Origin of the sequence: Yinghuangia sp. ASG 101 (assembly GCF_021165735.1) — a bacterium.
GTDB lineage: Bacteria > Actinomycetota > Actinomycetes > Streptomycetales > Streptomycetaceae > Yinghuangia.
Genome location: NZ_CP088911.1, coordinates 3,904,625 through 3,931,215 on the forward strand (window position 1 = coordinate 3,904,625; position 26,591 = coordinate 3,931,215).

At 71.2% G+C, this 26,591-nt stretch carries 23 protein-coding genes; 12 read left to right on the forward strand and 11 right to left on the reverse strand.

The window, feature by feature from the left end:
* The first annotated feature begins 296 nt into the window (after positions 1 to 296).
* Positions 297 to 695 (forward strand): COG4315 family predicted lipoprotein, encoded by a 399-nt coding sequence (locus LO772_RS16650; protein WP_231779185.1) that lies wholly within the window; start codon positions 297 to 299, stop codon positions 693 to 695.
* 60 nt (positions 696 to 755) lie between these two features.
* Here LO772_RS16650 and LO772_RS16655 read toward each other — a convergent pair whose 3' ends face one another.
* Together LO772_RS16655 and LO772_RS16660 are read right to left on the reverse strand one after the other, a co-directional pair.
* A complete protein-coding gene (locus LO772_RS16655) occupies positions 756 to 2,117 on the reverse strand; it encodes a cryptochrome/photolyase family protein (protein WP_231779186.1) in 1,362 nt (453 codons plus the stop codon).
* Positions 2,118 to 2,293: 176 nt separating this feature from the next.
* Positions 2,294 to 3,793, reverse strand: a complete 1,500-nt coding sequence (locus LO772_RS16660) for an SDR family oxidoreductase (RefSeq protein WP_231779187.1) — start codon at positions 3,791 to 3,793, stop codon at positions 2,294 to 2,296.
* A 696-nt stretch (positions 3,794 to 4,489) separates the two neighbouring features.
* On the opposite strand from LO772_RS16660, the gene LO772_RS16665 reads away from it, so the two are divergent.
* The 8 genes from LO772_RS16665 (at position 4,490) to LO772_RS16700 (ending at position 13,473) form a co-directional block, all read left to right on the forward strand.
* Entirely contained in the window at positions 4,490 to 5,362 is an 873-nt protein-coding gene (locus tag LO772_RS16665; RefSeq protein WP_231779188.1) for an SDR family NAD(P)-dependent oxidoreductase, read from the forward strand.
* Positions 5,363 to 5,427: 65 nt separating this feature from the next.
* On the forward strand, positions 5,428 to 6,201 hold the full coding sequence (locus LO772_RS16670; protein ID WP_231779189.1) for an SDR family NAD(P)-dependent oxidoreductase: 774 nt from the start codon (positions 5,428 to 5,430) through the stop codon (positions 6,199 to 6,201).
* 149 nt (positions 6,202 to 6,350) lie between these two features.
* On the forward strand, positions 6,351 to 7,502 hold the full coding sequence (locus tag LO772_RS16675; protein WP_231779190.1) for a sulfotransferase family protein: 1,152 nt from the start codon (positions 6,351 to 6,353) through the stop codon (positions 7,500 to 7,502).
* A 109-nt stretch (positions 7,503 to 7,611) separates the two neighbouring features.
* Positions 7,612 to 8,514: a sulfate adenylyltransferase subunit CysD gene (gene cysD / locus LO772_RS16680; RefSeq protein ID WP_231779191.1), complete on the forward strand. Its 903-nt coding sequence runs from the start codon at positions 7,612 to 7,614 to the stop codon at positions 8,512 to 8,514.
* Positions 8,514 to 10,436 carry a sulfate adenylyltransferase subunit CysN gene (gene cysN, locus LO772_RS16685; protein ID WP_269453167.1) on the forward strand — a complete coding sequence of 641 codons (1,923 nt, stop codon included), beginning with the start codon at positions 8,514 to 8,516 and terminating at the stop codon, positions 10,434 to 10,436. Before cysD ends, cysN begins: the two co-directional genes overlap by 1 nt.
* A 3-nt stretch (positions 10,437 to 10,439) precedes the next feature.
* Positions 10,440 to 11,159, forward strand: coding sequence for a 3'(2'),5'-bisphosphate nucleotidase CysQ (locus LO772_RS16690; protein ID WP_231777510.1), 720 nt, complete (start codon positions 10,440 to 10,442; stop codon positions 11,157 to 11,159).
* Between the two features lie 43 nt (positions 11,160 to 11,202).
* The gene (locus LO772_RS16695; RefSeq protein ID WP_231779192.1) at positions 11,203 to 12,105 is read left to right on the forward strand and encodes an LLM class F420-dependent oxidoreductase; all 903 of its coding nucleotides are present in this window, start codon (positions 11,203 to 11,205) and stop codon (positions 12,103 to 12,105) included.
* Positions 12,106 to 12,192: 87 nt separating this feature from the next.
* The gene (locus LO772_RS16700; protein WP_231779193.1) at positions 12,193 to 13,473 is read left to right on the forward strand and encodes a hypothetical protein; all 1,281 of its coding nucleotides are present in this window, start codon (positions 12,193 to 12,195) and stop codon (positions 13,471 to 13,473) included.
* A 129-nt stretch (positions 13,474 to 13,602) separates the two neighbouring features.
* On the opposite strand, the gene LO772_RS16705 is transcribed toward LO772_RS16700, so the two are convergent.
* Positions 13,603 to 14,130 carry a flavin reductase family protein gene (locus tag LO772_RS16705; protein ID WP_231779194.1) on the reverse strand — a complete coding sequence of 176 codons (528 nt, stop codon included), beginning with the start codon at positions 14,128 to 14,130 and terminating at the stop codon, positions 13,603 to 13,605.
* 30 nt (positions 14,131 to 14,160) lie between these two features.
* The gene (locus LO772_RS16710) at positions 14,161 to 15,534 is read right to left on the reverse strand and encodes an LLM class flavin-dependent oxidoreductase (RefSeq protein ID WP_231779195.1); all 1,374 of its coding nucleotides are present in this window, start codon (positions 15,532 to 15,534) and stop codon (positions 14,161 to 14,163) included.
* Between the two features lie 64 nt (positions 15,535 to 15,598).
* On the opposite strand from LO772_RS16710, the gene LO772_RS16715 reads away from it, so the two are divergent.
* Complete coding sequence (locus LO772_RS16715; RefSeq protein WP_231779196.1) at positions 15,599 to 16,258, forward strand: GntR family transcriptional regulator; 660 nt, start codon at positions 15,599 to 15,601, stop codon at positions 16,256 to 16,258.
* Between the two features lie 16 nt (positions 16,259 to 16,274).
* Here LO772_RS16715 and LO772_RS16720 read toward each other — a convergent pair whose 3' ends face one another.
* Entirely contained in the window at positions 16,275 to 17,309 is a 1,035-nt protein-coding gene (locus tag LO772_RS16720) for an enoyl-CoA hydratase/isomerase family protein (RefSeq protein ID WP_231779197.1), read from the reverse strand.
* A gap of 291 nt (positions 17,310 to 17,600) precedes the next feature.
* Between LO772_RS16720 and LO772_RS16725 the strand changes: the two genes are divergently transcribed.
* Entirely contained in the window at positions 17,601 to 18,032 is a 432-nt protein-coding gene (locus LO772_RS16725; RefSeq protein WP_231779198.1) for a PPOX class F420-dependent oxidoreductase, read from the forward strand.
* A 27-nt stretch (positions 18,033 to 18,059) separates the two neighbouring features.
* Here the strand turns inward: LO772_RS16725 and LO772_RS16730 are convergent, their stop codons facing one another.
* The 4 genes from LO772_RS16730 to LO772_RS16745 all read right to left on the reverse strand — a co-directional run bounded on the left by LO772_RS16730 (position 18,060) and on the right by LO772_RS16745 (position 23,052).
* Entirely contained in the window at positions 18,060 to 19,754 is a 1,695-nt protein-coding gene (locus LO772_RS16730) for a flavin monoamine oxidase family protein (protein WP_231779199.1), read from the reverse strand.
* Positions 19,755 to 20,076: 322 nt separating this feature from the next.
* Complete coding sequence (locus LO772_RS16735; RefSeq protein ID WP_231779200.1) at positions 20,077 to 20,832, reverse strand: SDR family NAD(P)-dependent oxidoreductase; 756 nt, start codon at positions 20,830 to 20,832, stop codon at positions 20,077 to 20,079.
* Positions 20,833 to 20,965: 133 nt separating this feature from the next.
* Positions 20,966 to 21,802, reverse strand: coding sequence for a TauD/TfdA dioxygenase family protein (locus LO772_RS16740; protein WP_231779201.1), 837 nt, complete (start codon positions 21,800 to 21,802; stop codon positions 20,966 to 20,968).
* Positions 21,803 to 21,861: 59 nt separating this feature from the next.
* Positions 21,862 to 23,052 carry a CaiB/BaiF CoA transferase family protein gene (locus LO772_RS16745; protein WP_231779202.1) on the reverse strand — a complete coding sequence of 397 codons (1,191 nt, stop codon included), beginning with the start codon at positions 23,050 to 23,052 and terminating at the stop codon, positions 21,862 to 21,864.
* A gap of 194 nt (positions 23,053 to 23,246) precedes the next feature.
* Between LO772_RS16745 and LO772_RS16750 the strand changes: the two genes are divergently transcribed.
* A complete protein-coding gene (locus LO772_RS16750; RefSeq protein ID WP_231779203.1) occupies positions 23,247 to 24,209 on the forward strand; it encodes a TIGR03621 family F420-dependent LLM class oxidoreductase in 963 nt (320 codons plus the stop codon).
* A gap of 206 nt (positions 24,210 to 24,415) precedes the next feature.
* Here LO772_RS16750 and LO772_RS16755 read toward each other — a convergent pair whose 3' ends face one another.
* Both LO772_RS16755 and LO772_RS16760 read right to left on the reverse strand, forming a co-directional pair.
* Positions 24,416 to 25,573 (reverse strand): HpcH/HpaI aldolase/citrate lyase family protein, encoded by a 1,158-nt coding sequence (locus LO772_RS16755; protein WP_331717338.1) that lies wholly within the window; start codon positions 25,571 to 25,573, stop codon positions 24,416 to 24,418.
* Positions 25,477 to 26,478, reverse strand: a complete 1,002-nt coding sequence (locus LO772_RS16760; protein WP_231779205.1) for an alpha/beta hydrolase — start codon at positions 26,476 to 26,478, stop codon at positions 25,477 to 25,479. The genes LO772_RS16755 and LO772_RS16760 overlap by 97 nt, the downstream gene beginning before the upstream one ends.
* Positions 26,479 to 26,591 lie beyond the last annotated feature (113 nt).

Below are 26,591 nucleotides of genomic sequence, written 5' to 3' on the forward strand. Positions count from 1 at the left end.
GGCGAGGCGGCGGGCGGCCGGTGGTTCGCCCGGGTTGCTGCTCCGGACGGGCAGATCTGCTGCGCCGGGTGGCCCTTCGGGGTCGCCGGGCCGCGCGGGACGGGGTGGGGTGGTGGCACGGCCGGGCGCACGGCAGGCCGTGAAAGCCGCCGACGGAGGCGGTCGTCAGGAAGGCAGCCATGAACATCGTCGTCACCAGGATGTGGGCCGCGTCCGCGGTTGTGTGCCTCGTGGCGTTGTCGAGTGCATGCTCGGACAACGGCGGAGGATCGTCCTCGAAGTCCCCCTCCCCCACTATGGGCACCGGCACGGTGGACACCCGGAACACCGCCCCGGGGACGGTCCTCGTGGACGCCACCGGCCGCACGCTCTACATGTTCGAGGCCGACACGGCCAACACCTCGACCTGCACCGGGGATTGCGCCGTGGTCTGGCCACCGTTGCCGGCTCCCGCGCCGCCCACGGCGGGCGGGAACGCCAAGGCCAATCTCCTCGGTACGACGGTCCGCCCCGACGGGATCACGCAGGTGACGTACAACAGCCACCCCTTGTACCTGTTCCAGGGTGACCAGCAGCCGGGTAACACCAACGGCCAGGGCCTGAACCAGTTCGGTGCGCTGTGGTACGTCCTGGATGCCAACGGCAACGCCATCATCACGGGCGGCAGCGGTGGGGGCGGCGGCGGAGGCTACTGACGGGCGGGGGGTGCGTGGCCGGACGAAACGCGCCGACCACGCACCGCCGTCCCGATCGACTCAGCCGCGTGCGCGGCGGAACCTCCGTGTGGCGTCGGACAGTTCGACGATCGGTGCCGGGTACGCGGGGCGGTCGCCGTCGGGCAGCTTCCACGGCTCGTGGACCGCGGAGCCCGCCACACCGGCGAGTTCGGGCAGCCAGCGGCGGATGTACGTGCCGTCCGGATCGTGCCTGCGGCTCTGCGCGATCGGGTTGAGCACGCGGTTGGGGCGCGTATCCGTCCCGGTGCCCGCGACCCATTGCCAGTTCAGCTGGTTGTCGGCCATGTCCCCGTCCACCAGCAGGTCGAGGAAGTGGCGGGCGCCGACGCGCCAATCGATGTACAGGGTCTTGGCGAGGAAGCTCGCGGTGATCAACCGCGCCCGGTTGTGCATCCACCCCTCGTGGGCGAGTTGCCGCAGCGCGGCGTCGACGACGGGGAAACCGGTGAGCCCCTGTTTCCAGGCGTCGATCGCCGCGTCGGCGTCCGGCCCGGTGCGCCACCGGTCGCCGCGCGGGCGGTAGTCCGTCCAGGACGCCGCGGGGCGGGCCGCGAGCACCTGGTGGTGGAAGTCGCGCCAGCACAGTTGCCGGACGAACGCCTCGGCGCCGCTGGCGCCCGACTCACGGGCCCGGTACGTGAGTTCGAGGGCGGAGAGGGTGCCGAAGTGCAGGTGCGGGGAGAGCCGCGAGGTCGCGTCGCCGGCCAGGTCGTCGTGGCGCTCCGCGTACGCTTCCGCGTCCTTCCGCAGCCAGGCCGCGCTTCGCCCGCGTCCTTCCGTCTCCCCGCCCCGGGCGAGCCCCGGGGATGTCCCGGGCACGTCCGCCCGGTCGACCGGCCGCCCCGGCTCGGCGGTGTCCGGCACGCGCAACCGCCGTGGCGCGGGCAGGGGTTCGCGCGGGCGTTCGTGCGACCAGCGGCGGAAGTACGGAGTGAACACCGCGAAGTGGTCGCGCCCGGCCGGGACGACCGCGCCGGGCGGCACGACGGTGACCACACCGTCGTGGACCCGGAGCCGCGCCCCGATCGAGGCGAGTTCCTCGCCCAGTCGCTCCTCCCGGCGGCGGGCGTACGCACTGACCCCCGCCGCGACGTGCACCTCGCCCGCACCCACCTGGTGCGCGAGCGCGCAGACTTCCTTCACCACGTCGCCCTCGCGGACGACCAGGCGGCCCCCTCGGGCGCGCAATCCCGCGTCCAGGTCGGCCAGGCAGTCCGCGAGAAAGGCGAGCCGGTTCGGCGCCGCGAATCCGGCGGCCTCGATGCCCCGGTCGCGGACGAACAACGGCACGACCTCGTCCGCCGTGGCGACGGCCGCGTGCAGCGGCGGATGGTCGTGCAGACGAAGGTCGGATGTGAACAAGACGACGGAGACGGTCAAGGATCCCCCTGGGTCGGTCGGCGGGCGACACACGTCGCGCTGTTGTCTTCGGCAGCCGCCCGCGCGGCGGTCGACCGGTTCACCTCAACGCGGGACGGCGGGAACCCGAATGGCGGCAGGGACACCGCCCCCGACCGCCGCGCTCGACCGCCGCCTTCGCACGCGGCGGCCCGCCGTCACGGGGCCGGGATGCGATTCGCCGCGGCGTCCGCGATGTTGCGGGCCATACCGCCGAAGACGACCGCGTGGAACGGCGACACACCCCACCAGTACACCTCGCCGAGCAACCCGCGTGGGTGGAACAGCGCACGCTGCCGGTAGCGGGACCGCCCCTCGGTGTCCGTCTCGGCGTACATCTCCAGCCAGGCCCGGCCCGGCAGCCGCATCTCGGCGCGCAGCCGGAGCAGGTGGCCCGGCTCGATCTCCTCGACGCGCCAGAAGTCGAGCGAGTCACCGACCCGCAGGCGCTGGGCGTCGCGGCGCCCGCGGCGCAGTCCGACCCCGCCCACCAGCCGGTCCAGCCACCCGCGCACCGCCCACGCGAGCGGAAAGGAGTACCAGCCGTTCTCGCCGCCGATGCCCTCGATCACCCGCCACAGGGCCTCGCGCGAGGCGTCGACCGGGAGTTCGCGCTCGTCGGTGTAGAGGCTGCCGCCGGCCCAGTTGGGGTCGGTGGGCAGCGGGTCCCCGGGTGAGCCGGGCACCGACGCGGACGACCAGCGCGTGGCCACCTGGGCCTCGCGCACCCGCCGCAGGGCGGACGACACCGCCGCGTCGAAGCCGAGGGGATACCCCGGCGGATCGGGGACATACAGGGCGATGTCGTGATCCCGGCACACGACCTCGTGCCGCAGCGACTCGGTGAGCGGGCGGGCGATCGACGCCGGGACGGGGGTCACGAGGCCGACCCAGAGGCTGGACAACCGGGGCGTCAGCACCGGGACGGGCACGATCAGCCGGTGCGGGAGGCCGGCCATCGCCGCGTACCGGCGCATCATCTCCAGGTACGTCAGCACCTCCGGCCCGCCGATGTCGAACGTGCGGCTGACCTTCGCCGGCATGCGGGCGCTGCCCACCAGGTAGCGCAGCACGTCCCGCACCGCGATGGGCTGGACGCGCGTACGCACCCAACGCGGCGTGACCATGACCGGGAGGCGTTCGGTCAGATAGCGCAGCATCTCGAACGACGCGGAGCCGGACCCGAGAATGACGGCGGCCCGCAGCACGGTGGTGGGCACGCCGGACGCCAGCAGGATGTCCCCCACCTCGGCGCGCGACCGCAGGTGCGGCGACAGTCGGCCCGCCGCGACCCCGGCCGGTGTCAGGCCGCCGAGGTAGACGACGCGCCGCACCCCGGCGATCCGGGCCTGCTCGCCGAAAACGCGGGCCGCCGAGCGGTCGGTGTCCTCGAAACCCGGCCCGGTGCCGAGGGCGTGCACCAGGTAATACGCGACATCGACGCCGTCCATGGCCCGCGCGACGGACGCGGGGTCGGTCACGTCGCCGCGGGCCACCTCGACGCGGTCCCGCCATGGGTGATCACGCAGCTTGTCCGGATTCCGCGCCAGGCAGCGCACCCGGTGCCCGGCCGCCAGCAGCTCCGGCACCAGGCGTCCGCCGATGTAACCGGTTCCCCCCGTCACCAGGCAGCGGAGTCCGTCGTCATCGGCAGACACGACCAGCCTCCCGTCCACCGCTCCGGGCGACCCCCCGACCACACCCACCGGACACCCCGACAATCCCTCACACCTCATACTGCGCTCCTTGCCCGCCGTCGGCACGCGAGGACCACCGGCGGGGTCCGGCGACGCGTCCCGCCGCCGATGCGAAGGTATCCGCCGACGACAAACAGACCCGTGTGCGATTTCTCGGAATGCGACCGCGCCGCGCGCACGAGAAAGAAAACGCCACCGATACGCGACGGCGACGGTATTCACACGCAATTGCCAGGACCGCGCGAATCGCAGAAAGGCTTGGGTAGTGGCGTGGGATATACCCGCCGGGGCGGGGGCGGCTTGGGAGAGGAGGGACACGTGGGGGCTCGACGCCGGGGCGGGATAAAGAGGGCGTTCCGCGCACCCACGGAGATCTTGGATGACACACGGCAACGTTATGATTACTCAATGGAGTTGCCAGAGGATACGCGATGGATCGATCCCGGTCACCCCGGTGCGCGTCGCCTTCGGCGCCGGGAACGTCCGCAGGCGCACTCCCGGTCCCCTGGCTATACAGGCCCTGTATAACTGGCGGCCATATTTTGTATTGGCCGGGAGCCGGGACGCGGTCTTAGCATCGCTGGAAACGGCCTGGTCGGGCCTGGAACGACGGGCCGGATTTATCGCCACCGGTGCAGCGGTGAAAGGGGATCGCATATGACCACGGAGCAGACGGACTGGGCCCAGCTGATGGGGTTCGACCGGCTCCCCACGCACATTGTCGAAAAGCGCGTGAGTGATCTTCTCGACCTGAGCGGGAAAAAGGCGATCGTCACGGGTGCCGGGGGCGACGGACTGGGCCAGGCGACCGCGAATCGCCTCGCCGGCTCCGGTGCCGATGTCGCGTTGATCGGCCGCACCCTCTCCAAGGTCGAAAAGCGCGCGGCGGAGATCGAGAAGCGCTGGGGCGTGAAGGCCTACCCGATCCTCGCGGACCTTTCGGACTGGGACCAGGTCCACCGTGCCGTGGCGGAGAGCAAGGAAGCGCTCGGCGGCCTCGACATCATGATCAACAACCCGGTCATGGTGGTCGGCGGGGCCTTCGAGAAGCACACCAAAGAAGACATCGACCAGACCATGCTCGGCAGTCTGACGATGATGATGTACGGCGCGCACGCGGCACTCGAGCACTTCCTGCCGCAGGGCTCGGGGCGGATCATCAACATCGGGGCGGTCGGCGGACGCGTCCAGCAGCCCGGCCTGACGGTGTACTGCGCGGCCAAGGCCGGTGTCATCGGCTTCACCCGCAACCTGGCCTACGAGTTCGCGTCCCGAGGCATCCACGTCCTCGGCGTCGCCCCCGGGATCATGATCAAGCCCGACATGAAGGACATGGTCCTCAACCCGCAGAACGACGGACAGCGGGCGGGCCGCGCCTCGATCCACAACGCGATTCAGCACCAGGTCCAGCTCGGCCGCGTCTGCCTGCCCGAAGAGGTCGCCAACATGGTGGCGTACCTCGCCTCCGAGGCCGCCGACTACATGTGCGGCCAGACCATCGACGTCGCCGGCGGCCAGTGGATGGGCTGACAACGCCCCCGGCATCGACATCGACATCGACAACCCCAGCTGACCATTTCGGAGCGTGGAGCAGAATGCGCGGACTCGCAGGCAAGGTGTTCATCGTGGCGGGCGGAGCGACCGGGGTCGGGGCCGGGGCAGCGCTGCGGCTCGGTGAGGAGGGGGCGAAGGTCGTCGTCGGCGACATCAACCTCCCGGGCGCCGAGGCCACCGCCGAGAAGATCAACAAGAGCGGGGGCACCGCGATCGCGGTGCACTTCGACCTGGCCGACGAGGCCACAGTCGACCGCCTCGTCGCGACGACGATCAGCGAATTCGGCACCGTACACGGGCTGTTCAACGTGGGTGCGGACCTGTCTCCGGGCAACCTGGGGCGCGACAAGTCGGTGGTGGAGAACGACCTCGACGTGTGGCACCGCACGCTGGACGTGAACGTCGTCGGGTACGTCCGCACCATCCGCGCGGTGCTGCCGCACCTTGTGGAGAACGGCGGCGGGAGCATCGTCAACTGCTCGTCGGGCGCGGCGGTCAGCGGCGGCGACCGCCTGCGTCCGGCGTACGCGGCGTCGAAGTCGGCGGTCAACTCCCTCGCCCGGCACGTCGCCGGGAACTGGGGGCCCAAGGGCGTCCGCTGCAACACCGTGATGCCCGGCCTGGTGATGGGCGAACTCCAGGAGCGGCAAAAGGACTTCGAACTCCAGAAGCGGTTCCTGGACAACGTCCCGACCACCCGTCTGGGCCGCCCGAGCGACCTCGGCGCCGTCGTGGCGTTCCTGCTCTCGGACGACGCCGAATGGATCAACGGCCAGGCCTGGGCCATCGACGGCGGCGCCAACATGCGCGCCTGACCGGCCCGTTCACAGGTGATGTGACCGTTCCGGCCGGTCGGCCCTCCGTCGACCGGCCGGGGCCGCACACGGTGACCGCCCCCCGCCACGTCCACGTTGAACACCGTCCCGCCCGCTGCCGGGCCGGACGGCCGTCGAAGGGCTTGCCCATGGGACCACATGACGAACTGCTCGACGCCGCACGGGCCGAGACGGGCCTGGACGACTTCGGGGACGACGCCTTCCGCGAGGGCCTGGAGATTCTCGTACGCGACCTGCGCGAGCACGCCAGGCTGAACGCGGTCGGCCAAGTGGCCCTCCGCAAGATCCTCGTCGACATGCTCGGCCAGCGCCTCCAGGTCGAGGACTGGTACCGGCGCCACCCCGAGATCGACGACGAACCGATCGAGGCACCGCTCTTCGGCATCGGCCTGCCGCGCACCGGGTCGACCGCGCTGTCGTTCCTGCTCGCGGAGGACCCGCAGGCGAGGTCGCTGCTGCGGTGGGAGGCGTCGCAGCCGTGCCCGCCGCCGTCGACGGTCGACGGCCCCGACCCGCGCGTCGAGACGGCGAAGGCCGAACTGGCGCAGATCGCCAAGCTGTCGCCGCGCACGCTGGCGATGCTGCCGGGCAGCCCGACCGGTCCCATGGAGTGCCTGTCGCTGCTGGCACTGGACTTCAAGTCGCACGTCTTCCAGGCGTTCGCGTACGTCCCGAACTATTCGACGTGGCTGCTGTACGACGCGGATTGCGCCTCGGCGTACGCGTACGAGCGCCGCGTCCTCAAGCTGTTGCAGTGGGGCTTCCCGACCCGGCCGTGGCGGCTGAAGACCCCCGCGCACCTGTTGTTCCTCGATTCCCTCGACCAGGCGTTCCCCGACGCGCGATTCGTGTGGACGCACCGCGACCCCACCGCGGTCATCCTGTCCGTCGCCGACCTGTGTACCGAGGTCACGGGCCGATTCAGCGACGACATCGACACCCATTACATCGGCGAACTGAACGTCGAGCACTGGTCGGTCGGCATGGCACGGGCGCTCGCCTTCCGCGAGCGCTCCGAGCAGCGCGGCGAACAGCGGTTCCACGACATCGACTTCCGGGCGATGCAGACCGAACCCATCGAGCAGATCGAGGGGTTGTACGCGTGGCTCGGGGAACCGGTCACCCCCGCGTTCGAAGCCGGCATGCGGGATTGGTGGAAGGAGTTCGCGGCCAACCGCGAGCCCAATGTCCACCCCGACCCCGCGACGTTCGGAGTCGACCTCGACCGGGTCCGCCCCCTGTTCGCGGACTACACATCCCGATACTGCACGCCGCGCTGACACCCGGGTCGACACGGCTCGCCGCCGGCGACGCGACGCGTCCGCGGCGGCCCTGCGGCGCGCGGGACCGCGGCCTCGACGGAAACCAACGGAGAAGGGCAGCCCGACCATGGGGCGACTGACACATCTTGAGCGTCTTGAGGCGGAGAGTATTCAGATTTTCCGGGAGGCGGTCTCGGAGGCGGAGCGGCCGGTGATGTTGTATTCGGTCGGCAAGGACAGTGCGGTGATGCTGCATCTGGCGATGAAGGCGTTTCATCCGTCGAAGCCGCCGTTTCCGTTGCTGCATGTGGATACGACGTGGAAGTTCCGGGCGATGTACGAGTTCCGGGACAAGGTCGTCGCCGAACTGGGCGTGGATTTGCTGGTGTACCGGAATCCGGAGTGTGTGGAGCGGGGGATCAACCCGTTCGACCACGGCTCGGCGACGCACACCGACATGTGGAAGACCGAGGGCCTGAAGCAGGCCTTGGACCTGCACGGCTTCGACCTGGCGTTCGGGGGTGCGCGGCGGGACGAGGAGAAGTCGCGGGCGAAGGAGCGGGTGTTCTCGGTGCGGTCGACGCAGCACCGGTGGGATCCGAGGCAGCAGCGGCCGGAGTTGTGGCGGCTGTACAACGCGCGCAAGCAGCAGGGCGAGTCGCTGCGGGTGTTCCCGCTGTCGAACTGGACCGAGCTGGACGTGTGGCAGTACATCCACCGCGAGCGGATACCGATCGTGCCGCTGTACTTCGCGGCCCCGCGGCCGGTGGTGGAGCGGGACGGGGCGCTGATCATGGTGGACGACGACCGGATGCCGCTCAAGCCGGGGGAGGTGCCCGAGCGGCGCAGTGTCAGGTTCCGGACGCTGGGCTGCTACCCGCTGACGGGTGCGGTGGAGTCGGAGGCGGACACGCTGACGGGGATCGTGCGGGAGATGTTGCTGACGACGAGTTCGGAGCGCGAGGGCCGCGTCATCGACCACGACTCGTCCGGGTCCATGGAGAAGAAGAAGCAGGAGGGGTACTTCTGATGGCGCACACCACGAACGACCTGGTCGCGAGCGATATCGAGGAGTACCTGCGCCGTCATGAGCGCAAGTCGATGCTGCGGTTCATCACGTGCGGCAGCGTCGACGACGGCAAGTCCACCCTGATCGGACGCCTGCTCTACGACTCCAAACTGGTGTTCTCCGACCACTTGGCGGCGTTGGAGGCCGACTCGAGGACGGTCGGCACCCAGGGCGGCGAGTTGGACTTCGCCTTGCTGGTGGACGGTTTGGCGGCGGAGCGGGAGCAGGGCATCACGATCGATGTCGCGTACCGGTTCTTCTCCACCGAGCGGCGCAAGTTCATCGTCGCGGACACCCCCGGGCACGAGCAGTACACCCGCAACATGGTCACCGGCGCGTCCACGGCCGACCTCGCGGTGATCCTGATCGACGCGCGCAAGGGCGTGCTGACGCAGACCCGCCGCCACAGCCACCTCGTCTCCCTCCTCGGGATCCGGCACGTCGTCGTCGCGGTCAACAAACTCGACCTCGTCGACTACTCACAGGAGGTCTTCGATCGGATCGAGGCCGACTACCGCGCGTTCGCCGCCCAGGTCGGCCTGACCGACATCACGTGCATCCCGATGTCGGCGCTGCGCGGCGACAACATCACCGAGGCCGGCCCCAACACCCCCTGGTACACCGGGCCGTCGCTGATCGAGCACCTGGAGACCGTCGAGATCGCCGACGACGCCGCGACCGGCCCGTTCCGGTTGCCGGTGCAGTGGGTCAACCGCCCCGACCTGGACTTCCGCGGGTTCTCCGGCCAGATCGCCGGCGGGACCGTCCAACCCGGGGACGCGATACGGGTGTTGCCCTCCGGGCGTGAGTCGAGGGTCGCCCGCGTCGTCACGCACGACGGGGACCTCGACCAGGCGGTGGCCGGGCAGTCGGTGACGCTCACCCTCGCCGACGAGATCGACGTCAGCCGCGGCGACGTGATCGCCGGCGCGTCCGAACCTCCCGGTGTGGCCGACCAGTTCGAATGCCACTTGGTGTGGATGAGCGACGAGCCCCTGCTCCCGGGACGCTCGTACCTCCTCAAACTCGGCACCCGCACGGTCGGTGCGACGGTGGCGCGGCCCAAGTACACGGTCAACGTCAACACCCTCGAACACACCGCGGCGCGGACGCTGGAGCTGAACGAGATCGGCGTGTGCAACCTCCACCTCGACCGGCCCGTGCCGTTCGACCCGTACACGGTCAACCGGGACATGGGCGGATTCATCCTCATCGACCGGTTCACCAACACCACCGTCGCCGCCGGACTCCTCCACTTCGCGCTGCGCCGCGCGGACAACGTGCACTGGCAGGCCGTCGACGTCGACAAGACCGCCCGCGCAACGCTGAAGGGGCAGAAACCCGCGGTGCTGTGGTTCACCGGCCTGTCCGGGGCGGGCAAGTCGACGATCGCGAACCTGGTCGAACAACGCCTCCACGCCGAGGGGTTCCACACCTACCTCCTCGACGGGGACAACGTCCGCCACGGCCTCAACAAGGACCTCGGGTTCACCGACGCCGACCGCGTCGAGAACATCCGCCGCGTCACCGAGGTCGCCCGCCTCATGGTCGACGCCGGCACCATCGTCCTCGCCTCCTTCATCTCCCCCTTCCGCGCCGAACGCCGCCTCGCGCGCGAACTCCTCGACGACGGCGAATTCATCGAGATCCACGTCGACACCCCCCTCTCCGTCGCCGAATCCCGCGACCGCAAGGGCCTGTACGCCAAAGCCCGACGCGGCGAGATCACCAACTTCACCGGCATCGACTCCCCCTACGAACCCCCCGAGAACCCCGAACTGCGCATCGACGCGAGCGGCACCCACACCGCCGAGGAAGCCGCCGCCCAGGTGGTTTCCCACCTGCGCGATGCCGGCTATCTCGCGCCGCCGACGGGAGCCTGAGCCATGGACGACCACACCCTCGCCGCCGCCGTCGCGGCACAAGCGGGCGCCCTCCTGCGCAAAATCCGCACCCCCGGAGGCGGCAGACAAGGCGACCGGGAATCCAACGAACTCCTCCTGCGCCTCCTCGCCCACGCCCGCCCCGACGACGCGATCCTGTCCGAGGAAAGCGCCGACGACAAAATCCGCCTGACCCACGACCGCGTCTGGATCGTCGACCCCCTCGACGGCACCCGCGAATACGGCGAACCACCCCGCGACGACTGGGCCGTCCACGTCGCCCTCACCATCAACGGAACACCCGCGGTCGGAGCCGTCGCCCTCCCCGCCGCCGACCTCGTCCTGCACACCGGAGAGCCACCCAAACTCGCCGCCCCCGTCCCCGGCCCCGTCCGCCTCGCGGTCTCCCGCACCCGCCCACCCGCGTGCACCGACCACCTCGCCACCCACCTCGACGCCACCCTCGTCCCGATGGGCTCCGCCGGCGCGAAAGCCATGGCCGTCATCCGCGGCGACGTCGACGTCTACGCCCACTCCGGCGGCCAATACGAATGGGACTCCTGCGCCCCCGTCGCCGTCGCCGCAGCCGCCGGCCTCCACGTCTCCCGCCTCGACGGCACACCCCTCCACTACAACCAACCCAACCCCTACCTCCCCGACCTCCTCATCTGCCGCCCCGAACTCACCCACACAGTCCTCGGCGCACTCCGGGACATCGACTGACGTCGTGGCCGTGCGGCCGTCGCGTCACCGAGACGAGAGCAAAATGCGCTTCATCTACCACTATCCGGAGCCGAGCGGGCCGGACGGCGACGTGCTCGACGCCGGTCCGCTGCACGAGGTCGCGGCGGCGGCCGAGCGGGCCGGGTTCGACGGGATCTCGCTGAGTGAGCACCCCGTTCCCGGCCTGCGGTGGCTGACCACCACCGGGCACCAGACCCTCGACCCGTTCGCCGGGCTCGCGTACGCGGCAGCCGCGACCACACGCCTGCGGCTGCACACGAACCTCGTGGTGGCGCCGTACCGGAACCCGTTCCTGCTGGCCAAGGCGGCGGCCACCGTCGACAAGCTCTCGGGCGGACGGCTCGTGCTCGGGCTGGGCGCCGGCTACCACAAGTCCGAGTTCCACGCGCTGGGCGTGGACATGGACGAACGCAACGCGCTGTTCGACGAGGTGTTGGACGTGCTGCCGCTGCACTGGAGCGGCGAGCCGTTCGGCTACCGGGGCCGCCACTTCGAGGCCCGCGACGTCGTCGCCCGGCCGCGCCCGGTGCAGGACCCCATCCCGATCTGGATCGGCGGCAACTCCATGCTGAGCCGCCGCCGCGTGGCCGAACGCGCCCAGGGCTGGATGCCCATGATCGGCTCGTCCCGGCTCAGCACGGCCACCCGGACCGCGACGATCGGCTCGGTGGCCGAACTCGCGGGCCTGATCACCGAGGTCCGGGACGCGGCGGCGGCGGCCGGTCGCACGGACACGATCGACGTGCAGTGCGCCTACCGCGACCAGTCCGTCCACACCCCCACCGCCGAGCCCGACCGCCACCGCGAGGCCTTGGCCGGCATGGAGAAGGCCGGCGTCACCGCTGTCGTGATCTCGAAACCCACCCGAAGCCCCGCCGCCACCTTCGAGTTCCTGGAGGCGTTCGGCGCGACCTACCTGTCCTGACCCCGGGACGGCCGACGTCGGGGCCCGGCTACCCGGCTCCGAGGAGGAAGTATGAACGTCGACGACACGAACCATGGGAGCACTCGCATGCCCTTCTCGGCAGCCGACCGACCCCGCCTGGCCACTCCCGCGCAGCAGGACGCGGAGCGGACGCTGCTGCGCCTGCTCCGCGACCCCGAACTCCAGCGCGTCAAGACCTCGATCCGGGACGGCCTGGCGGCCACCCCCCGCGGCCGGACGGCGTCCGGCGCGGCGACGCTGGACCACGCCGTGGACCTGTGGACGAACTCCCTGGTGATGGCCGAGATTTCCATTCACCAGCCGGTCCCGGCGTTCACGTGGGGCACCGACAACACACCCCGCACCTGGCTCGGCCACACCCTGCCGGGCGTCGGGACGTCCGGCGACAATCCGGACGCGTTCTACCGCCTCGCGGTGATCGACGGCACGCAACGGTACGAGGTGCTGGGCCGCTTCGACCCGGCCCGGCGCCCGGCGCAGGTGACACTCGAACTGCACAAGGGCGCCAAGGTCACGCCGCCGCCGATGGACGGCAACTTCTCGGACCTGATGCCGCTCGCGAGCATCACCGACCGGGATCTCGACGTCGCCTCGGACGGCACGTTCCGCTTCACGGTCGGCCCCGAGCCCGAGAGCCCGGTCCACATGGTCGCGAAGCCGGGTGTGCTCACCCTCGGCATCCGGGACATGCTCGCCGACTGGAGCGGCCAGGTGCCGTGCGCGTTGGAGCTGCGCCCGCTGGACGCCGTCACGCCCCGGGAGTTCACCGACGAGGACATCCTGCGGGCGACGTACAAGGACCTGCCGCCGTACGTCGCGTTCTGGTCGGGGTTCCCGGAGGTCTGGTTCGGCGGTCTCAAGGGCAACGTGATCAGCCCGGGTCACACCCGGACCGGCAGCCTCGCCGGGTTCACGGTCGCGATCGGCTACGATCTCGCGCCCGACGAGGCGGTCGTCGTCACCATGGACCCGACCCGCGCCGCGTACACCGGCTTCCAGGTCATGGACCCGTGGATGATCAGCGCCGACTCCACGCGGCACCAGGTCTCGCTGAACAACTCGCAGTCCACGCCCGACGCGGACGGCACCGTCACCTACGTGATCGCGGCTGCGGACCCCGGCGTCGCCAACTGGCTCTCCACCGCCGGGCAGCACAGCGGACTCGCGCTCATGCGCTGGCAGGCGGTCCCCGACGCGGGGAGCATCGACCCGGCGTCCCTCGCCCGCGGCTTCCGCGTGGTCAAGCTCGCCGACGTCGCCGGTCTGGGGCTTCCGCGCGTCACCCCGGAGCGGCGCGCGGCGCAACTGGCCGCGCGGATCGCGGGATACAAGGTCCGTACGTCCTGACCGCGGCCCCACCGGGCGCTTTCGTGCGTGGGGTCGGCCGGCAGGGTGCGGCCGACCCCACGCGACCGCCCTCCGCTCCCCGGCTCGGCGTGGCCGGGGAAACGGAGGGCGGTCGCGTGGAAAACGCCGTTACTTGTCCTCCACCACGAGGCGGCCGAACTGCCCGCGGAAGTAGGCCAGCGGCCTGCCCGTGGAGCCCGTCGCGGCCTCCACCTCGCCGATCACCACGGAGTGTGTGCCCGCGGTGACCGCGTTGGTGACACGGCACTCGAAGGTGACGAGCGCGTCGGCGAGCAGCGGGGAGCCGTACCGCCCCGGCGTCGTCGGGAAGGCGGCGACGTCGGATCCCGAGCGCGCGAAGTGGAACGCCGCGGCCTCCTGGCCCTCGGCGAGGATGTTGACCGCGAAGTGCCCGCTGTTGGCGATCGCCCGGCCGGTCAGCGAGGTCCGGTTGAGGCAGACGAGCAGCGTCGGCGGTTCGAGGGAGACCGAGGTCAGCGCGCTGACGGTGGTCCCGTGGACCGCGCCGGCGTCACTGGTCGTCACGACCGTGACCCCGGTGGCGAAGTGCCCGATGAGGTGGCGGAATTCCTTGGGGTCGATGGTCGCCCCGCCGACCGGCTCGGCGACGGCGGTGTCGGGTCGTTCCGCCGTCATCGCGGTGCCTCCTCCTCGCGGCCCGTGTACTCAGACATCATCGCCTCGTTCGGACGGCTTCGACGGCTCGGGCCGGGTCAGCCCGAGGTGGTCGCGCAGCGTGTTCCCGGTGTACTCCTTGCGGAACAGGCCGCGGCGCTGCAGCTCGGGGACGACCATGCGCACGACGTCGTCGAACGCTCCGGGGAAGTGCGTCGCCGCGAGCGTGAACCCGTCGCAGGCGTCGCTCGTGAACCACTCCTCCATCTGGTCGGCGACCTGCTTGGGGGTGCCGACGAAGCGCGGGCCCTGGAGCAGCGTCGCGCGGTGCCCGGCCAGGTCGCGGATGCGGACCGTCCCGCCGATGTGCGAGCGCAGGTTCTGCACGAGGCCGCGGATGCCGGTGGTGGACGCGATCAGCTCGTCGGTGACGACGTCGTCGAGGCCGTGCGCCGAGAAGTCGTAGTTCATCAGCTCGGACAGCAGCGTGAGCGAGGCCATCGGGTCGACCAGGTCGTTCAGGAACACGCCCTCGCGTTCCTGGGCCTGGGCCTCGGACTCGCCGACGACGACGTACGCCATCGGGCACATCTTGACGCTCTGGGGGTCCCGGCCCAGTTCCGCGATGCGCTTCTTCTGGTCGGCGTAGTGCGCGCGGGCGACCTCGAGGCCCGGGTCGCCGGTGAAGATCAGCTCGGCCCAGCGGGCCGCGAAGTCCCGGCCGCGGCCGGACGATCCGGCCTGCATGACCACGGGACGGCCCTGCGGCGTACGCGGCACGGTGAGGGGGCCGCGCACGTTGAAGTGGGTGCCGCTGTAGCGCAGTTCGTGCACCTTCGACGGGTCGGCGAAGACGCCGCCCTCGCGGTCGAGGATGAAGGCGTCGTCCTCCCAGCTGTCCCACAGGCCGGTGACCGCCTGGAGGAAGTCGTCGGCGCGGTCGTAGCGCTCCTCGGGGCCGAGGTGGATGTCGGCGCCGAAGTTCTGGGCCTCGCTGTCGTTGACGGACGTCACGACGTTCCAGGCCGCGCGGCCTCGGCTCAGGTGGTCGAGCGTGCCGAATGTCCGCGCGACGTGGAACGGCGCGTAGTAGGTCGTCGAGTACGTGGCGCCCAGGCCGATGCGCGAGGTCGCCCCCGCGAGGACGCCCAGGACGGAGCTGAGGTCCAGCTTGATCGGGCGCGCGCCGGTGCGGACCGCCTCGGCGACGGAATCGCCGTAGATGCCGGGCATCGCGAGGCGGTCGTCGAAGAACATGAGGTCGAAACAACCCAGTTCGAGCAGTCGGCCCAGGTCGGCGTAGTAGCCGGCTTCCAGGAAGCGCAGGTCCGCGGCGGGGTGCCGCCACGAGCCGGCGTAGACGGAGGTGCTGCCCGCCTGCATGAACGCGACGAGCGCCATTTGCTTGCTGCTCTGAGAACTCATGACATCTTCATACCAGATCTGATATATCAGATGCCAGATGTCCTGCTGCGTTACACTCGTCACCGTGGCGAAGACGCTGGCGAACTCGATCGGCGGGACCGTGAGGCAGCGCGCCGAGCGCGAGCTTCGGGACCGCATCCTCACCGGCGCCCTGCGGCCGGGCGCCCGCCTCGATCTGGACGAGATCTCCGCCGAGTTCGGCATCAGCCGCACCCCGGTGCGCGAGGCCCTGCTCGAACTCTCGTTCCAGGGCCTCGTCGAGATCGCGCCGCGCAGCGGCGTGAAGGTGATCGGCGTCTCCCCCGAGGCGACCGTCGACAACTTCGCGATTCTCGCCACACTGAGCGGCAAGGCCGCCGAGTGGGCCGCGGACCGGATCACCCCGGACGACATCGCCCGCCTCGAAGAGCTGGCCTCCGCCCGCGACTCGGCCGCTCAGGACCACGGCCTGGTCGACCTGAACTGGCGGTTCCACCGCATCATCAACGAGGCTTCCCGGTCACCGCACCTGCTGTCGCTGATCCGGCAGGCCGTGCGGCTGATCCCCTCCAACTACCTGGAGGTGATCCCGATGCACGACCAATCGGGCGAGCACGACGAGCTGCTGCGCGCACTCCGCGACGGCCGAGCGCGCCAGGCCAGGGACGTCGCCGAGCGGCACGTGCTCTCGGCGGGGGTGTCCCTCGCGGAATGGCTGTCGGAGAACCCCGGCACCGCGGAGTGACGGGACGCGGCTGCCGTCAGCCGAACACGCGCCGGTCCGCGGGAGCGAAGAACCGGTCGACGGCCTCGTCGCCGACCTCGGCCAACGTCGCCGGCGACCACTTCGGGTCGCGGTCCTTGTCGACGATCCGCGCGCGGATGCCCTCGATGAGGTCCGCGGTGCGCAGGCAGGCCGTGGAGATGCGGTACTCCTGCTCCAACGCGTCCTCCAGCGTGGGTAGTTCGGCCGCGGACGGCAGCGCGCGGAACGCGACCTTGACACACGTCGGGGAGTTGCCCTCGATCTCCTTGGCCGCCGACGACGCCGCCTCGCCCGCGTCGCGGAGCCGGACCAGCACCTCCTCGACGGTCGGCGCCGCGTAGCAGGCGTCGACCCACGCGGCGTCCTCGGCCAGGCGGCTCGGGGGCGCGGCCTCGGCGTGCGCGCGCACGGCCGCCGACACGTCGCCGTCGGCGCACGCGCGCAGCAGGTCCGGGAGGCGGTCGGACGGGACAAAGTGGTCGGCGAATCCGCAGTGGATCGCGTCGCCCGCGTCCATGGCGTACGCGGTGAGCGCGATGTGCGTGCCGAGCAGTCCGGGCGCCCGGCCCAGCAGCCTGCTGCCGCCGACGTCGGGGACCAGCCCGATGCCGACCTCGGGCATCCCCAGTCGGGTCCGCTCGGTGACCACGCGCACCGAACCGTGCGCGGAGATGCCGACGCCGCCGCCCATCACGATGCCGTCCATGAGCGCGACATACGGCTTGGGATAGCGGGCGATCCGCGCGTTGAGCCGGTACTCGTCCACCCAGAAGACCGGGGTCGCGGTGCCGTCCCCGAGCGCGTCGTCGCGGAAGGCGCGGATGTCGCCGCCCGCGCAGAGCCCCCGCTCGCCGGCCCCGTCGACCACGACCGCGCGTACCGCGTCGTCGTCGGCCCAGGCCGCCAGCGCGCGGTCCATCGCGCGCACCATGGGGTGCGACAACGCGTTGATGGCCCGCGGACGGTCGAGGGTGATGCGGCCGATCCCGTGCTCGACCCTGGCCACGACGTTGCTCGGGAGGCCGCTCATGACGCGGTCCGCGGCCGGCCGGGCGAGACGATGGCGTGCATGAGGGCGGCGGCTCCTTCACTGACCGGATGGACCCACAGGCCCCGGACGATCTTCTCCACCGCGTATTCGACCAGACGGGCGAACGCGCCGCGCAGCCGCCCCGCGCCCCGCGAGGCCCGTCATGGCCCGCCTTCGCTCGTCCGTACCGGCCCAGGACCACGACGCGAGTGCCGCGAACGGCCGAACGCCGCCGTGCCCCGCCACGCCCGGCGGGAATACCCGGTGTCGGCCGCCCACTTGACCGTGAGCATGACCGAGACACCGTTCAACCCGCGCACGCTGCTCGCCGACAGCCGGCTCGGAGTCCTCGCGACCCTCAAATCGGACGGCCGGCCGCAGCTGTCGCCCGTCCTGCCCTTCTACGACGGCGAGGCGGGCCTGCTCTACGTCTCGATGACCGAGGGCCGCGCCAAGACCGCGAATCTGCGCCGCGACCCCCGGGCCGCCCTGGAGGTCACGAGCCCCGACGGCCGCTCCTGGGCGACCGCCGAGGGCACCGTGACGCTCGTGGGGCCCGGCACCGACCCGCACGGCCCCGAGGTCGAGGCGCTGGTCGACTACTACCGCAAGGCCGCCGGCGAGCACCCGGACTGGGACGAATACCGGTCCGTGATGGTGGCCGATCGCCGGGTGCTCATGACCATGGCGGTCGACCACGTCTACGGCGCCGACCTGGGCTGACACACGCCCGAAGCCTGCCGACCGGTGTCAGCTCCCGCCGGTCGTCAGGCTTCGGGCGTGCGGCACCCGCCGGACCGGCGCGCGCACCGACCGCGTGCCGCCGGTGATCAGCTCGTACGCCCACTCGGCCGACATCAGCGCGCCCTCCTGCCAACCCGGCAGCGCGGAGACCTGGTCGCCGATCACGAGGAAGTTGTTCTCCCCCTGGGGGTGGATCAGCGTCGAATACATCTCCTTGTGCTCGGGAACGTCGGGGCTCCAGTCGGCCCACGCACCGAGCTGGTGGGGGACCTTGTGCCAGGCGATCGAGATCGCCCGGTCCGTCGGGACGATCGCGTCGCTCGCGAACTCCTCGTGCAGCTTCGCGGCGGCGGCGCGGGCGACGTCGAGCCGTTCCTCGTGCGGCCGGCGGCCGTGCGTGACCGCCTCCTCGTACGAGGTGTACGCGCCGGTCAGCGTGCCCTTGCCGGTGGGCGAGAAGTAGTCGTGGGACGGATACCAGATCTGCTGGATCTCGTGGTCGAGGCGGCTGATGCCGCCGAAGATCCGGTACTTCTCGGACTCCCAGAACCGTTCGTTCGCCTGCCAGCCGACCTTGCACGCGGGAGCGTAGGGGACGTCCCGCACGGCGGCCTCGAACTCGGCGGTGAAACCGGCCAGTTCGACCTTCCTGTGCAGGACGGGCAGCGGGATGTTGCTGAGGCAGACGTCGAACCGCTCGGCACGATCGGTGCCGTTGTCCGTCCAGCCGACCGTGACGCCCTCCCCCGCCAGCTCGATGCGGTGCACCGGCGAGTCGAACGCGATGGTGCCGCTCGGCAGCGCCGCGGCGGCCTGCCGCCAGATGGCGTCCATCCCGCCGACCGGCTGGAACGACGTGGTGTGCCAGTGCAGGTTGGTGTCCTGGTAGAAGCCGCGCGTCCAGAACTCGCCGGCGAGCAGGTCGCGCAGGAGCAGCGGCTCGACGGGCTCCTCGGCCTGGGCCACGGTCGGCACCTTCGCCAGGCCGGACCGCGTCGAGCCCAGGTAGCTGTTGTCGGTGCCGTCGAGCGCGCCGAACTCGACGAGGAGGCTCACGAGTTGCTCGCGCTGCGCGGGGCTCAGCCCGTCGTCGAAACTCCCCTTGAGCACCGCCTGGGCGAGGAGTTCGGCGACGTACCCGCGCGTGTCGTTGGCGATCCGGCGGTTGGGCTGCGGCGCGCCGCCCCACGCCTTGTCCGACTGGAACAGGTTCGCGGTGGTCGTGTGGATGTACGGCTCCAGCGGCACCTTGAGCACGCGGCAGAAGTCGATGACCCGCTGGTGGACGTACGGGATGCGGCCCGCGCCGAGGTTGAGGTGGAGCCCCTGGTCGAAGCGGCAGGTCCGGGTGTGCACCGCCCCGTCGTCCCAGACCTCCGTGACCGTGTCGCCCGGACGGGCGGTGAACGTGCGGCCCCCGACGCGGCCCTGCGCCTCCAGGACCGTGACCCGGAAGCCCGCTTCGTGGAACCTGAGCGCGGACGCGAGCCCGGCGGGACCGGCCCCCAGGATCGCCACCGTCCTGCCGCCGCCCGCCTGCCGGGCGGCACCGGGCGCGTCGGTGGCGGTCGCCGCGGTGGCGGTCGCCGCGGTGGCGGGGGCGGCCCCGGTCATGACCTGCCACAGCGTCGCGGACGTCGCCGCGGCGCCGGCCATGCCCAGGAACCGCCGGCGCGATGTGGCGTCTTCCGGCCCGTCCATGCTCATCTCCTCCTCGGCGACGGCGTCAGTCGCAGACGGTCACCGAGTATCACAGGGGGCAACCGTTTGGTGTAACGCGACAAAGCCCAGGAAATGGCAGGAATTCGACGGGTTTTCGAACGTGCGGCGGTCGTCGGCGCGCGAACACCACCCGATCAGGTGCCTCGCGGCCGAACCGCGCACGCGCGCACTCCACGCGTGCGTCGGGCCTCGGCAAGGAAGGATCTTGCCGAGGCCCGCGGCCGGAGGTCCGTGACAGGAGGCCCGAGATCAGGCCCTAGATCAGGCCCGAGATCAGGCCCGAGACCGGAGGAAACGCGCGTCAGGTGTTGCGACCGCCGTTGACGCCGATGATCTGCCCGGTGATGTAGCCCGCCTCGTCCGACACGAGGAACGCGCACGCGTTGGCGATGTCCTCGGGACGCCCCGCGCGCCGGACCGGCGTGCGCTTGGCGTGCTCGTCGACCGAGCCGCCGAGCAGGCCCTGCTCCTCGGAGCCGCGCAGCATCGGGGTGTCGACGAACCCGGGCGGGATCGTGTTCACCGTGACGCCCTTGGGGCCGAACTCCAGCGCCAGGGCCTTCGTCAGACCCACGACCGCCGACTTCGCGGCGACGTAGTGGGTCATGAACGGCTGCCCCGAGTGGGTGCTCGACGACGAGATGTTGACGATGCGCCCCCACTTGGCCGCGACCATGTCGGGGAGGACCGCCTGGGTGCAGTAGAACGTGCCGTTGAGGTTCACGGCCATGACCCGGTCCCACAGCTCGTCCCCGATCTTCAGGAACGGGTCGAACGCGGTGAGACCGGCATTGTTAACCAGCACAAGTACCGGACCGAGAGTGTCGCGGACCTTCGCGACCGCCGCGTCCACCTTGGCGCGGTCCGAGACGTCGACCCCGCCGAAGGCGACAGCCTCGCTGCCGTCCTTGGTGATCTCCTCGGCCACCCGCTCCGCCGACTCGGTGTTGAGGTCGAGGATGGCGACCGCGAATCCGTCGGAGGCCAGACGGTGGGCGATGGCCCGTCCGATGCCCGACCCGCCGCCGGTGACAATTGCCGTTCGTCGCTGGGACACTTGGCGATTCTCCTCTCATGGTTGAGCCGCCGTGAAGCCGACCACACCCGCGAGGGCGCGGCCGGCTCCGACAGCGGTGGCTCTCCAGCATGCGTCCCCGCGTCCACGGGGTTCACGCGGGGCTGTGTGCGGGTTACGCGACCGCTTCCTCGCCCGCGAGCGAGGTGCGGTGCATCAGGCGCGCCGACGCCTGGCTGTACGGCAGGGCGCGGTGCAGCATTCCCGTGTTGTCCCAGATGACCAGGTCGCCCTGGCGCCACTGGTGCCGCAGGGTGAACTGCGGCTGGGTCGACCACTCCAGGAGCCGGTCGAGCAGCGCGCGGCCCTCCTCGGCGGAGCGTCCGGTGACCTCGCCGGCGGTCGCGCCGACCAGCAGCGACTTCCGGCCGCTGCGGCGCGTCCACACCAGGGGGTGCTCCCGCGAGGGGTTGCGGTCCCAGGCGGCCCGCTCCTTCTCGGAGGGGTTCGGGTAGACGAGGAGCTGCGACGCGGCGAAGCTGTGCACCACGCGCAGCCCCTCGATCTCGGCCTTCTCCGCGTCGGACAGCGCCTCGTACGCCGCGAACGTGTTGGCGAACTCGGTGTCGCCGCCGCCGTCGTCCGACACCCGGCGGGCGGTCAGCAGCGTCCCTTTGTTGGGGACCTCGTCCGTCGTTCCGTCGATGTGCCAGAAAAACGTCGCCTCACGGTAGGCCGCGAGCGGGCTCTGCGAGGCGTCGCGCGTGATCCGCTGGATCTCCGGGTGGTCCGGGTCGCCGCCCATCGGCAGCGGCACGGCCTGCCCGAGGAGGCGGGTGAAGGCGACCAGGTCGTCGTCGTTGATGTTGGCTTCGCGGTAGATGACGACCCCGCGCCGGTCGAGGTGCGCGAGGCATTCGTCGGCGACGCTCCGGTCGACCAACTGGCTGCCGGACAACCCCTCGATCGCGACGCCGGTCGTCGGTCCGAGTTCGGTGACGGTGATTCCCATGGTTGGTTCTCGATCTCTGGTCGGTCTTGGACAGCTCGGTGAAGTCCGGGTCGCGCCCGTCAGACGATGCCCTCGTCGCGCAGCTTCGCGATCTCGGCGGCCGTGCGCCCCAGCAGCCCGGTGAGCACGTCGTCGGTGTCGGAGCCGAGGGCCGGCCCCAGCCAGCGGATCTCTCCCGGTGTGTCGGAGAGCGTCGGCAGCACGCCGGGAACGGCCAGCGGACCGATCCGGGAGTCGTGCGTGACGATGTTCTCGCGGTGCGCGTACTGCTCGTCCTCGAAGATGTCCGCGATGGAGTTGAGCGGGCCGCACGGGACGGAGGCCTTGCGGCACCGGTCGATCACCTCGTCGCGCGGCAGCGACGCCACCCAGTCGGCGACGATCCCGTTGACCTGGCCGCGGGCCGCCAACCGGCGTTCCTTGGGGCCGAACTGGTCCTCCGCGGCCAGTTCGGGACGCTCCATGGCACCGGCGAGGCGGGCGAACATGACGTCGTTGGAGCAGGCGATGGCGATCCAGCGCCCGTCCTTCGTCTCGTAGTGGCTGTGCGGGACGACGTTGACGGTGTCGGCGCCCATCCGCTCCCGGACGTAGCCGAACTTCTGGTACGCGGGCACGAGTTCGTCCATCAGCCGGAAGATCGTCTCGTACAGCGCGAGGTCGATGCACTGGCCCTTGCCGGTGGCCTCCCGCGCGCGCAGCGCCAGCAGCACGCCGATGACGCCGTACAGCCCGGTGGTGTAGTCGGCCAGCGACGTCGAGCCGGGGGTCACCGGGGGGCCGTCCGGCTCGCCGGCGAGGTACGCCAGGCCCGAGAAGCCGTGCGCGACGCGGGCGAACCCGGGCAGGTGGTGCAGCGGACCGGTCTGGCCGTACGCGGAGACGCGCACGAGCACCGCGCGCGGGTTCAGCTCCGCGATCGCGTCGTAGCCCAGGCCCCACTTCTCCATCACGCCGGGCCGGAAGTTCTCGATCACGACGTCGGCGGTCTTGATGAGGTCGCGCAGGATCTCCAGACCTCGCGGGTCGCCGAAGTCGAGCGTCACCGACCGCTTGTTGCGGCTTTCGCTGAGCCACACCAGGGTGTCGCCGCACTCCGTGTCGGTGCCGAACCGGCGCAGGTTGTCACCGGTGCGGGGCCGTTCGACCTTGATGATCTCGGCGCCGAACTCGCCGAGCACGGTGGCGCAGTACGGCCCGGCGATGTAGGTGCCGAGGTCCAGGACCCGGATGCCTTCGAGAGCGTGCATGACCTCAATCCGTCCAGGGGTTCCATCGGTTCTCGTGTTCCGCGAGTGTGGTGCGTCTCCTGGTGCCTCGGACCATGGTCGCCGCCCTTCCGCCGAAATGAGAACTTGCTTCGCATAATCGAAGAACGTTGTTGTCGAGATACTAGGAGGTCATACTAACTTTTGCGAGTACGACATTCTCAGAGGTGATACAGATGACACGTCCCTTCCGCTTCGCGGTCCAGGGCACGAAGGCCACGTCGGGAGCCCAGTGGCGGGACCTTGCCCGCAAGGTCGAATCACTGGGCTACTCCACGCTGTTCGTGGCCGACCACTACCTGGGCCCGGGCCCGGCGGCCAAGGCCGCCAGCCTGCCGCCGCAGCACCTCGCGCCCATCACGGCGATGGCGACCGCGGCGGCGGTCACCGAGACGCTGCGGGTGGGGTGCCGCGTCTTCTGCATCGACTACCACGTGCCCGCCGCCCTGGCGAAGGAGGCGGCCACGCTCGACCTGCTCTCGGACGGCCGGCTGGAATTCGGCATCGGCGCCGGCTGGAGCTCCGCCGAATACGAGGCGATGGGCCTCACGTTCGACACGGCACCGCGCCGGATCAGCAAGCTCGAAGAGGTCGTCGCCCTCCTCAAGGCCCACTGGCTCGGCGAACCGCTCGACGTCAAGGGCGAGTTCGTCAACGTCAGCGGGTACTCCGGACTGCCGCGCCCGGTGCAGTCGCCGCGCCCGCCGATCATGATCGGCGGCGGGAAGAAGCGGGTGCTCTCCCTCGCCGCGCGCGAGGCCGACATCGTGAGCATCAACAACGTGCCTTTCCAGGCGGTGAACGACGACGGCCTCACGCCCGCCGAGGAGGCCGTGCGCCGCCTCGACTACGTCCGTACCGCGGCCGGGGACCGCTTCCCCGGCCTCGACATCGAGGCCTCGCCGTACTTCACCGAGATCACCGACGACAAGGACGCCGCGATCGAGCGTGTGGCGGGCCTGATGCGCGTGGCGCCGGAAGTCCTCGCCGACCACCCCAACGTGCTGGTGGGGACCGTCGACGAGATCGCCGACCGCCTCGTGGCGCGCCGCGAGACGTTCGGTGCCAACTACGTCAGCGTCCAGCAGGCGCAGGTCGACAGCTTCGCCCCGATCGTGGAGCGCCTGGCCGGCAAGTAGCCCGGCCGCCGTCCCCGGTCCGGCCGTACTGCCTCGGCCGGACCGGACGGGTGGGCCGAACGCCGTGGCCGGCGTCCGCGCGACGGACCGCCAACGAGGCACCGCTCCCGTCCCCGCGGCCCCGCGCGCATCCGCGCGGGGAACGCCGGGCGACCCCCGCGGCCGTGTCACCGCACGGCGCGGGGGTTCGCGCGTCGGACGCGCGCTCAGGCCGACGACTCCACGCCCGCGAGCGCGGCCTTGTGCAGCGTGTTCGCCGCCAGGCGCATGTGCGCGGCGTCGACGAGGCGGCCGTCGCGGCCGATCGCGCCGACGCCCTCTTCCTCGGACTTGCGGTAGATCTCCACGGCCTCGTGCGCCTCGGCGACCTCCCGCGCGGTCGGTGCGAAGACCTCGTTGGCGATGGCGATCTGGCTCGGGTGGATGGCCCACTTGCCGTCGAAGCCGAGCAGGCTCGCGTGCGTCGCCGACGTGCGGTAGCCCTCGGGGTCCTTGTACGCGGGGAACGGCGCGTCGATCGCGTCGATGCCCGCGCCGCGCGCCGCCGCGAGGACCTGCACGCGCGCGAAGTGCCAGAAGTCCCCGGGGTAGGGGCCGACCGGGTCGAAGTTGCCGTCGACCCGCGCCTTCATCGACGCCGACAGGTCGCCCGCGCCGAAGATGATCGCTTCGAGCCTGGGGCTCGCCTTGGCGATCTCGGCCGCGTTGGACAGCCCCTCGGCCTCCTCGATGAGGACTTCGAGCCCGATCTGCCGGGGCAGCCGCAGCTTGGTCTCCAACTGGGTGAGCAGCACGTCCACCCACCACACGTCGCGCGCCGAGCGCACCTTCGGGACGATCAGCACGTCCACGTCGTTCCGGGCGCCCGTGACGATCTCGATGATGTCGTCGTGGCACCACGGCGTGTCGAGGCCGTTGACCCGGACCGCGCGGACGGTGTGCCCCCAGTCCTGGCTCGTGAGCGCGTTCACCGCGATGCCGCGCGCCGCCTCCTTGGCGGAGGGCGCGCACGCGTCCTCCAGGTCGAGGAAGACCAGGTCGGCGCCGGATCCGGCGGCCTTCTCACACATACGCTCGCTGCTGGCCGGTGTTGCCAATTCGGAGCGTCGGGCGCGTGGTTCCCGCACAGCTGCCTCCAAAGATCGCGTTCGGGTGGAGCGGGGGCCCGCGGCGTCCGTCGCCGCAGGCCGAGGACAAGTCGGCAGGACGGCCGTCCGGACCGGATTTCCGAACGAACGCGTCGACAGTGCACGGTCGGTGCCGGGCGTCACCCCCCGCCCCGACCCGGACCCGGACCCGGCACGGCGCCGCTGGCGCGGGCGTCCCGCCCCCACGGCTCCGCGTTCTCCCGGGCGACCGCGCACTGCTCGGCGAAGGCCAGGACCTTGAGGTGGTACGCCCGCGCGGTCAGCCCGACGCTCAGATTGTGCGGGCTGTCCGCCTGCTCGTTGACGGCGACGCGGGGCGACGCGGTGAACAGCGCCGCGACGTCGGCCAGCGCCTCGGGCCCGGGGCTCCACACCGACTCGTACGCGCCGAGCGTGTACTGCACGGGGACGCGCACGCGCTCGGCGAACGCCCCGAAGTCCTGCGAGAACGTGCGTGCCTCGGCTTCGTACGCGGGTGCCGCCGACGCGAGCACCGCACCGCCGTGGATGCCGGGCGGATAAAGGCTGCGCGCGCCCCACAGCACGTCGCGCAGCGCGATGCGCATCGCACGGGACGCCCCCGGCTTCTTGGTCGCCGCGAGGACGTCCACGGACCCCTGGTGGTACCGGCGGCCGGTCCCGGCGAGCTCCAGGCCCAGCAGGTCGGCGCCGCGCTTGTCGCCGGCCATCCGGATGCCCAGCTCGCAGCCCAGCGAGTGGGCCATGAGGAACACGCCGGCGCCCCGGGGCCGGGACGGCAGCAGGGCGTCCACGGCGGCGTACGCGAGGTCCACCCGGCGGGCGGGCGACGCCATGCCGGCGGCCCACGGGGCGGAGGCGCCGTAGCCGGGCCGGTCGAGGGCGACCACGGTGAACCCGACGGCGGCACCGAGCCGCACCAGCGACAGATCGGGACGCTTCGGACAGTCGAAGTACGCCGACGTGGTCGCGCCGCCGTGCAGCGCCACGACGACCGCACGCGGCTCCGGGGCCTCGGCGACGAGGGCCGACATGGGGATGCCGTCCACGCGGGCGACGCGGTACAGGTCGGAGCCGCGTCCGGGAGCCGGTGTGGGGCCTGGTTCGGGGATCGCCGCGGGACCGGGGTCACTGTCGGTCAAGTGTCCGCCTTGAGCAGAGTCGCGCCGTGGCCTGGGTCTCCCCTGTGGAGAACCTTCCTTCCGAATACGAGAACCATACTTCCGACCCGAGTTCGCCCGAAAGGTTCGGCCGG